The organism is Paratractidigestivibacter sp. (genome assembly GCF_052362415.1).
In the GTDB taxonomy this organism is placed as follows: domain Bacteria; phylum Actinomycetota; class Coriobacteriia; order Coriobacteriales; family Atopobiaceae; genus Paratractidigestivibacter.
Genome location: NZ_DAWEMK010000003.1, coordinates 28,103 through 35,932, shown reverse-complemented (window position 1 = coordinate 35,932; position 7,830 = coordinate 28,103). Strand labels below are relative to the sequence as shown.

General features: G+C 68.2%; 4 protein-coding genes, 2 tRNA genes and 1 pseudogene. All 7 read left to right on the top strand.

Annotated elements, in window-relative coordinates; translation table 11 throughout:
- A pseudogene (locus ACT84W_RS00790) lies at nucleotides 1-2,019 on the top strand (hypothetical protein); the annotation flags it as partial.
- 117 nt (nucleotides 2,020-2,136) lie between these two features.
- Nucleotides 2,137-2,211 (top strand) — tRNA-Gly (locus ACT84W_RS00785).
- An 87-nt stretch (nucleotides 2,212-2,298) separates the two neighbouring features.
- On the top strand, nucleotides 2,299-3,582 hold the full coding sequence (locus ACT84W_RS00780) for an aminopeptidase (protein ID WP_444327888.1): 1,284 nt from the start codon (nucleotides 2,299-2,301) through the stop codon (nucleotides 3,580-3,582).
- Between the two features lie 48 nt (nucleotides 3,583-3,630).
- Nucleotides 3,631-3,706: transfer RNA gene (locus tag ACT84W_RS00775), tRNA-Lys, on the top strand.
- A 633-nt stretch (nucleotides 3,707-4,339) separates the two neighbouring features.
- Nucleotides 4,340-5,569, top strand: coding sequence for an argininosuccinate synthase (locus tag ACT84W_RS00770; protein WP_417575254.1), 1,230 nt, complete (start codon nucleotides 4,340-4,342; stop codon nucleotides 5,567-5,569).
- Between the two features lie 202 nt (nucleotides 5,570-5,771).
- Nucleotides 5,772-6,926: a hypothetical protein gene (locus tag ACT84W_RS00765; RefSeq protein WP_444327887.1), complete on the top strand. Its 1,155-nt coding sequence runs from the start codon at nucleotides 5,772-5,774 to the stop codon at nucleotides 6,924-6,926.
- Between the two features lie 266 nt (nucleotides 6,927-7,192).
- The coding region (locus ACT84W_RS00760; RefSeq protein ID WP_444327886.1) for an argininosuccinate lyase at nucleotides 7,193-7,830 on the top strand (638 nt) is incomplete at its 3' end.

Below are 7,830 nucleotides of genomic sequence, written 5' to 3'. Positions count from 1 at the left end.
GCCGCGCGGCTCGGCGTGACAGACGTCACTCCGGAGCAGGAGACCGACTACGAGCCGCTGCCCGTCGACGCATACAACATGGAGGACGACAAGCCCACCGTCATGGAGACGCTGATGGGTGTGCTCGACCGCGCCAAGTCCGCCATCGCCGGCCTCGGCGAGAAGTTCTCGTCGAAGCGCGGGGAGGACCAGCCCGCCTGGGAGGGGGACGCCCCCGCCGAGTGGGACGCCTACGACGAGTCCGCCGAAGGCGACGAGGAGGGCTACGGCCCCGTCGAGGATCCCTTCGAGGCCGCCGCCGAGGGCGCCGAGCCCGAGAGCGAGCCCGCTGAGCAGGGCGCTCCCGCCGAGGCAGTCGCGCCCGACGCCGCCGAGGAAGAGGCCGAGCCCGTGCCTGCGGACGCCGCCGCGCCCGTGGCGCCTGCCGACGAGCTCGCGACTCCCTCCGCAGACGACCCCGCGCCCGCCGCGGGCTACGCTGACGACGGCTACGTCGATGAGTACGCCCCTGCGGCGGAAGAGCCTGCCGACGATTACGCCCCCGCGGCCGACGACGCCGCGGACTGGGAGCCCGTAGACGGCTTCGACGCCGCCGAGCCCGCTTCGGAGCCGTCCGACCCCGCTGCCTCCGCGGCACAGGCGATTCGCTCGTTCTTCTCGCGAAACAGGTCCTACGAGCCGGAGGACGTCCCCGATGCCGAGTACGAGGAGCTCCCCGATGAGCAGCCCGCCGCGGCCCAGGAGATGTCGACCGACAACCTGATCCCCTTCGGCGAGGAACCTGCCCAGGACGCGCCCGCCGCGCAGCAACCCGTCGCCGCCGACCAGGCCGCGCAGACGACCGCGAACATCGCCGTTCCCGCCGAGCAGACCGCCGTCACCCCTGCCGTCGCCGAGCCCCAGCAGCCCGCCGAGCAGACCGCGGTGACCGGCGCCGCCGTCAACTTCGACGGCCTCGAGGATGGGACGACCCTCAACCCGGACAACGCCGGTCTCACCGCAGAGGGCGACGTGGACGCGGGCGGCACCCAGCCCATGCCCGTCGCCAAGACGAGGCCCGCCGCCCCCGACGACCCCGAGTGGGGCAAGACGAGCTTCCGCCCGCAGCCGGGCAACGTCGCCCGCCGCGCGACCCTCTTTGACCTGCCCGACCCCTCCGCCGCAGGCAACGACCCCTTCGGCACCGACCCCAGCGCGCCGAAGGTCGCCCCCGCAGCGGGCCGTGCGCAGGCTTCCACCGCGCAGGCCGCGGGCCAGCAGCTCGCCGGCGGCCAGATCGAGACGATCTCCGCGCCCGCCGACGAGGCCGACTTCGCGCCCGTGGAGCCTCAGGCCGATGCCGGCGAGGGCATCATGGGCAAGTTCAAGGGCCTCTTCTCGAAGTCTGATGCCGAGGAGGACGAGCCGTCCGCTGGCAAGCACTCCGGCAAGCACGGCGGCTGGAAGGGCGGCGCCGCGCCCCGCGCCGGCCTGCGCATGGTCGAGGAGGGCGAGTCCGGCCAGGATATCGTCCCCGAGGGCGCGCCGGACGAGTCCGATCTCCGCGAGGCCATCCTCGGCCTCGGCGACGACGCGCTGATCTCGCACGACATCTGGTTCGTCGCGCTCGGCGCGAGCGACTGCGACCACGCGGGCATGCGCGCCTTCCTCGCCGAGCACCGCCAGCAGATCCGCGGCTCGTTCGTGATCAACCTCGACTCCGTCGCCGCCGGCGACCTCACCTTGCTCACCCGCGAGGGGCTCCTGGTCACGCGCCGCGCCGACCGCCGCATGCTCCGCATGCTCAGTACGATTGCGTCCGACCTGCACCTCCCGGTCGAGAAGGCCAAGTACGACTGGGCATCCACTGACGCCACGCCGGCGATGCTTTCCTCGATGCGCGCCGTCACGATCATGGGCACCGACGCCCCCGGCACCCGTGCGCTCTCCCGCACCGCCGCCGACGTCGCCGAGAACCTCGTCCCCGAGCAGGCAGTCGCCGTCACCGAGGCCGTCACGGAGCTCATCCGCCGCAGCTAGCCCGCGCGAGCGATCGCGTTTACCAGGGGACGCGCACTTCTTGTCAGCCGATGCGGCCAAGAAGTGCACGTCCCCTGCTGTTATCCTCCGCGGCTTGTGGTACGATTTAACAGCTTTGCGGGCATCGCCAAGTGGTAAGGCATCAGCTTCCCAAGCTGACATCCGCGGGTTCGAGTCCCGTTGCCCGCTCCATACAACCTCTGGCCCCTCCGGGGGCCTTTTTCATGCCGCGGTTGGGTATACGAAGAAGGCAGCTCGACCGCAAGAAAGGATCTGCCTATGCCTCCCATCCCCATGACCGACGAGGAGTGCCGCATCGCCACCGATGCCCTCTCCGACCAGCTCGATCTCTACGCGAACCTCCTCGTAAAGAAGGGCGTCGCCCTCAAGCCGGGCCAGGAGCTCGTGCTCGATGCCCCCGTGGAGCGCGCCGACTTCGCCCGCCGCGTGGTCGAGCGCGCCTACCGCGCCGGCGCGGGCCATGTGACCGTGATCTGGCACGACGACGCCGTCTCGCGCCTGACCTACGAGAACGTGGAGACCTCCTGGTTCGAGAACACCCCGTCCTGGCAGGTCGAGCAGCTCAACAGCCTCGCCGAGGCCGGCGCTGCGTTCCTCTTCCTCGAGGGGAGCGATCCGTCCTCGCTCAAGGGCATCGACCCGGCCAAGCCCGCCGCAGCCCGCAAGGCGCGCAACACGCAGTGCCGCTCGTTCCGCGACGGCATGGACTTCGGCCGTAACGTCTGGTGCATCGCGGGCGTCCCCGTGGCGGCGTGGGCCCGCGAGGTGTTCCCCGGCAAGTCCGACGCTGAGGCCGTCTACCGGCTGTGGAACCTGATCCTCGCGACGTCGCGCGCCGACGGAGACGATCCCGAGAGCGCCTGGGAGACGCACAACGCCTCCTTCGAGAAGACCAAGCGCTGGCTCAACCAGCACCACTTCGACGCGCTGCGCTACCGCTCTTCCAACGGCACGGACCTCACGGTGGGCCTCACCGCCGGCCACATCTGGGACGGCGGCGCCGGGCGCACCGTCACGGGCACGGTGTTCTTCCCCAACATCCCGACCGAGGAGCTCTTCACCTCGCCCGACCGCAAGCGCGCCGACGGCGTCGTGTACTCCGCGATGCCGCTCGTGCACTCCGGGCAGGTCATCCGCGATTTCTGGATCCGCTTCGAGGGCGGCTGCGCGGTCGAGTTCGACGCCGAGCAGGGGCGCGAGGTCCTGCGCAGCATCATCGAGGCCGACGAGAACAGCTGCCGCCTCGGCGAGGTCGCGCTCGTCTCCAAGAACACCCCGATTCGCCAGAGCAAGACGCTGTTCTACGACACGCTCTACGACGAGAACGCGAGCTGCCACCTGGCGCTCGGCATGGGCTTCCCGGAGTGCGTCGAGGGCGGCCTCGACGCCGATAAGGACGGCCTACTGGCCCTCGGCGTCAACCAGAGCTCGACACACGTGGACTTCATGGTCGGCTCCGACGACCTCAACATCTGGGGCGTCGACGCGGACGGGGCCGAGACCCCGGTCTTCGTCGGCGGCCAGTGGGCTTGGGAGGAGTAGCCTCACCGCATCGCGCGGGTTGTCGTGTTAAAATCGACAAACGCATACGCGCCGTTAGCTCAGTTGGTAGAGCAGGGGACTTTTAATCCCAAGGTCCAGGGTTCGAAACCCTGACGGCGCACCACCGCATTTGAGCAGGTCGAAGCAGATTTTGCTTCGACCTTTTTTGTTGTCGCCGGCAAGCTTTGGTTCCCGAGGCGGATCAGGGGACAAATCCCGCCCTCATGCGCGTCGGGGCGCCGCAAAGGCCCGCGCCGCCCATCCCTTAGAGCGCCGCGGGGGCCGCATGGAGCGATGCGCGCGCCGCTCGCCCGCGCCCGCGAGGTGCCGCGTCGCGCGGCCTCCCGCTCCCGTCGCGGGCTTCTTTGTTTCCAAACGGATTCTATGCGCGCCGCGGGTTGCGCGCGCCGCGCCCACAGGCATATAGTCGAGGTCGTTGATTGCAGCCCCGCGCACATATCGCGGGCCACTAGTCTTTAGGGGAGGCGAAAGAAGCCAAATGATGTGCCACGACGCTGTGCTTAGCCAGCTGTTCGCCTCTTTCCCCATGAACCGACGCCAGATGCGACGAATCTAGCCCGCGATGTCGCGTGCGCTGCGTCCTTGTCTCTGTGCGTTCCCGCCAAAGATAAATCATTCGCAACGTCCGGCGTCGTCGGGTGTTGAGCTTTGCTGTGATTGACCTGCGTCATCCGTATTACCCGCGCTATCCGCGCCACACAAAACCGTGCATACAGCCAACGAAAGGAATCGAACAATGGCAGAGAAGGAAAAAGTCGTCCTCGCGTACTCCGGCGGCCTCGACACGTCCGTTATCGTCAAATGGCTCCAGGTCGAGAAGGGCCTCGACGTCGTCGCCATCTGCGGCAACGTCGGCCAGGACGAGAAAGACCTCACCTGGATCGAGAAGAAGGCCCTCGACATGGGCGCCATCCACTCCGAGGCCGTCGACATGCGCGAGGAGTACGCCGACAAGTACCTCTCGCACGCCATCAAGGCCAACGCCAAGTACCAGAAGGTCTACCCGCTGCTCTCCGCGCTGTCCCGCCCGCTGATCTCCAAGCACATCGTCGACATCGCCCACGCCACCGGCGCCAAGTACGTCGCGCACGGCTGCACCGGTAAGGGCAACGACCAGGTCCGCTTCGAGACCGAGATCCGCGCGCTCGACCCCTCCCTCGAGATCATCGCCCCGGTCCGCGTCTGGGACCTGACGACCCGCGACTCCGAGATGGAGTGGGCGGCCGCCCACGACGTGCCCGTGCCCGTCACGCACAAAAAGCCCTACTCCATCGACGACAACCTCTGGGGCCGCGCCATCGAGTGCGGCGTCCTTGAGGACACCTGGAACGAGCCGCCCGCGGACATCTGGACGATGACCAGCAACCTCGAGGACTGCCCGGCCGAGCCCGAGACCGTCGTCATCTCGTTCGAGAAGGGCCTGCCCGTTGCCCTCAACGGCGAGAAGATGCCGCTGCTCGACCTCATCATCAAGGCCAACGAGATCGCCGGCCGCAACGGCTACGGCCGCATCGATATGGTCGAGAACCGCGTCGTGGGCATCAAGTCCCGCGAGTGCTACGAGTGCCCGGGCGCGCTGCTGCTCATCACCGCGCACGAGACCATGGAGCAGATGTGCCTCGACGTGAACACCCAGAAGACCAAGCGCGAGCTCGACGAGCAGTGGGCAGACCTCGTGTACAACGGCCTGTGGTTCAGCCAGGCCAAGCTCGCCATCGACGCCTACAACGAGTTCTGCTCGCAGTTCGTCACCGGCGACGTGCGCATCAAGCTCTGCAAAGGTGGCCTCTTCATCGACGGTATGCGCTCGCCCTACAGCCTCTACGACTACAACCTGGCCACCTACGACGAGGGCGACACCTTCGATCACACCGCGTCGCGCGGCTTCATCGCCCTGCACGGTCTCGAGTCCCAGACCTGGTCCAAGGTCCAGGGCCCCAAGAGCGGCCTCACCGCGGTCGACTAGGGCTGGGAAGGTCTTCTGGCAAGAAGCCCTTCGCCGGCGGCGAGCAGCCGTTCGCCGCAAATGACGGCGCCCGAGAGCGTTCATCGGCCTGACCGGCGCGCTGCGCATCGACAATAACGTGCAAGTTCACGCATGGAAGTGCCCTTCTCGGCATGTTGAGCGTGAACTTGCACGTTATTTCTTTGCGAAGAAGGGCCACCCCATGAAACTCGCCGTCAACGGCCTCGCCGGGCTGCGGATCCTGCGCGACGTGCGGCGCCGGGACCCCTCGGCTTTGCGGAGGCGCATCGACCCTCCTGCGCCCGACCCCGCTCCGCGCAAGCGCTGGACCACGGGCGCGTTGCCACTCGACGCGCTGCTCCTCTCGGCGCCGCCGACAAAGGAGCGCCCGCTCGACGTCGTCGTCCCCAAGCCCGCCCAGCGCCTCGGCGCGAGCTTCGCGCGCAACACGGTCTACGGGGCCGGCCTCCGCGCCGGCTCCTTCATCGACGTCGGCAACGGCGTGGCGATTCCCTCACCGGAGCTTCTGTTCGTCGACATGGTCGGCAGGCTGCGGTTCCCCGTCCTCGTGCTTTTGGGTTACGAGCTGTGCGGGACCTTCGGGAGGGACCCTGCCGACCCCATGATGGGGACGGTCGCTTTCGGCATCGAGGCGGCGACCTCCGTCGGAAAGATCCGGGAGTTCCTCGGGGCGTGCACATACCTCCCCGGCAAAGAGGACGCCTATCGCGCGCTGGCGTATGTGGCGGACAACGCCTGGTCGCCCATGGAGGCGGTTCTCGCCACGATGCTGACCCTTCCGCTGACGGTAGGCGGCTACGGGCTGGGCGAGGTGCGCCTCAACGTCAGGCACGAGAACCCACCCGAGCTCGTCGTCCGGGGATGCCCCGAGTCGCGCGTCCCCGACATCGAGCTCGCGGCCGCGCCGGTTGGGTTCAACTACGACGGCCGCGGGCACTACGATCTCCAGGCGGTCGCCGCGGCGGCAGACGGGCATGCAAGGGCTGCGGCCATCAAGGCCGCGCGCGGCAAATACGTCGATGACCTGCGCAGAAATCGGGAGCTTATGGCGATGGGCAAGATGATCCTGCCCGTCTGCTCGGAGGATCTCTTTGAGGAGAAGGCACTCGACGCGCTCGTGGTCGAGACGCTTCGCTGCGTCGAGGCGATGGGTGTCGAGGTGCCCGGCTTCGCCGTCGGGTACTTGGCGAGCGCGGGCGCCGCAAAGAGGCGGCAGGAGCTGCTGTGGTCGATGCTGCCCTGGTCCGAGGCCCAGGATTACGCCCGCGAGCTCGAGAGGAAGTCGAAAGTGCTCAGGGAATGGTTCGGGGGTGGGCTACCGAGGTATTCGTTGTGAGGTCGCCAGGGGTATTAACGTACAAGTTTGACGTCGTTGGGGCTTCTTTGCGTCTGTAGAGGTCAAACTTGTACGTTATTGGCAAGAAGGGCCGCTGCCGCGCCGATGGCGACGGGCGCGGCGAGAAGGGTAGCCGCGAGCCCGGATGGGCCCGTAGCCTGCCGCCGCGCCACAGACGTTGCCGCTCCGTTGCCGCGCGTGGCGGCGCCCGCGGCGGTGAGGTAATCTAGCTGGGACGATTTAGCTAGCAAGCACAAGGAGGGCGCATGGCGCTTTGGGGTGGTAGGTTCGAGAAGGGCGTCGACGCCTTCACGCAGGAGTTCGGCGCGTCCCTCGAGGTCGACAAGGCGATGGCCCAGCAGGACATCGCGGGCAGCCGCGCGCACGCGCGCATGCTCGCCGAGCAGGGCATCATCTCCGATGAGGACCAGGCCGCCATCGACGCGGGCCTGGCCGACATCGCCGGCCAGATCGAGCGCGGCGAGTTTGCCTGGGACGTCAACGACGAGGATATCCACATGGCCGTCGAAGGTGCCCTCACGCGCAACATCGGCACCCCGGGCGCGCGCCTGCACACCGGCCGCTCCCGCAACGACCAGGTAGCGACCGACATCCGGCTGTACGCCAAGGAGCTCTGCTCCCACCTCATCGAGGGTAACGACGCCCTGCGCCGCGTACTCGTCGACGTCGCCCGCAAGCACATGGGCGTCGTGATGCCCGGCTACACCCACCTCCAGCACGCGCAGCCGGTGCTCTTCAGCCACCATATGCTCGCGTACTTCTGGATGTTCACGCGCGACCGCAAGCGCCTGGTCGCCGCCCTCGACGCGGCGGACGCGAACCCGCTCGGCGCCGCGGCGCTCGCCGGCACCACCTACCCGCTCGACCGCCAGCGCACCACGGA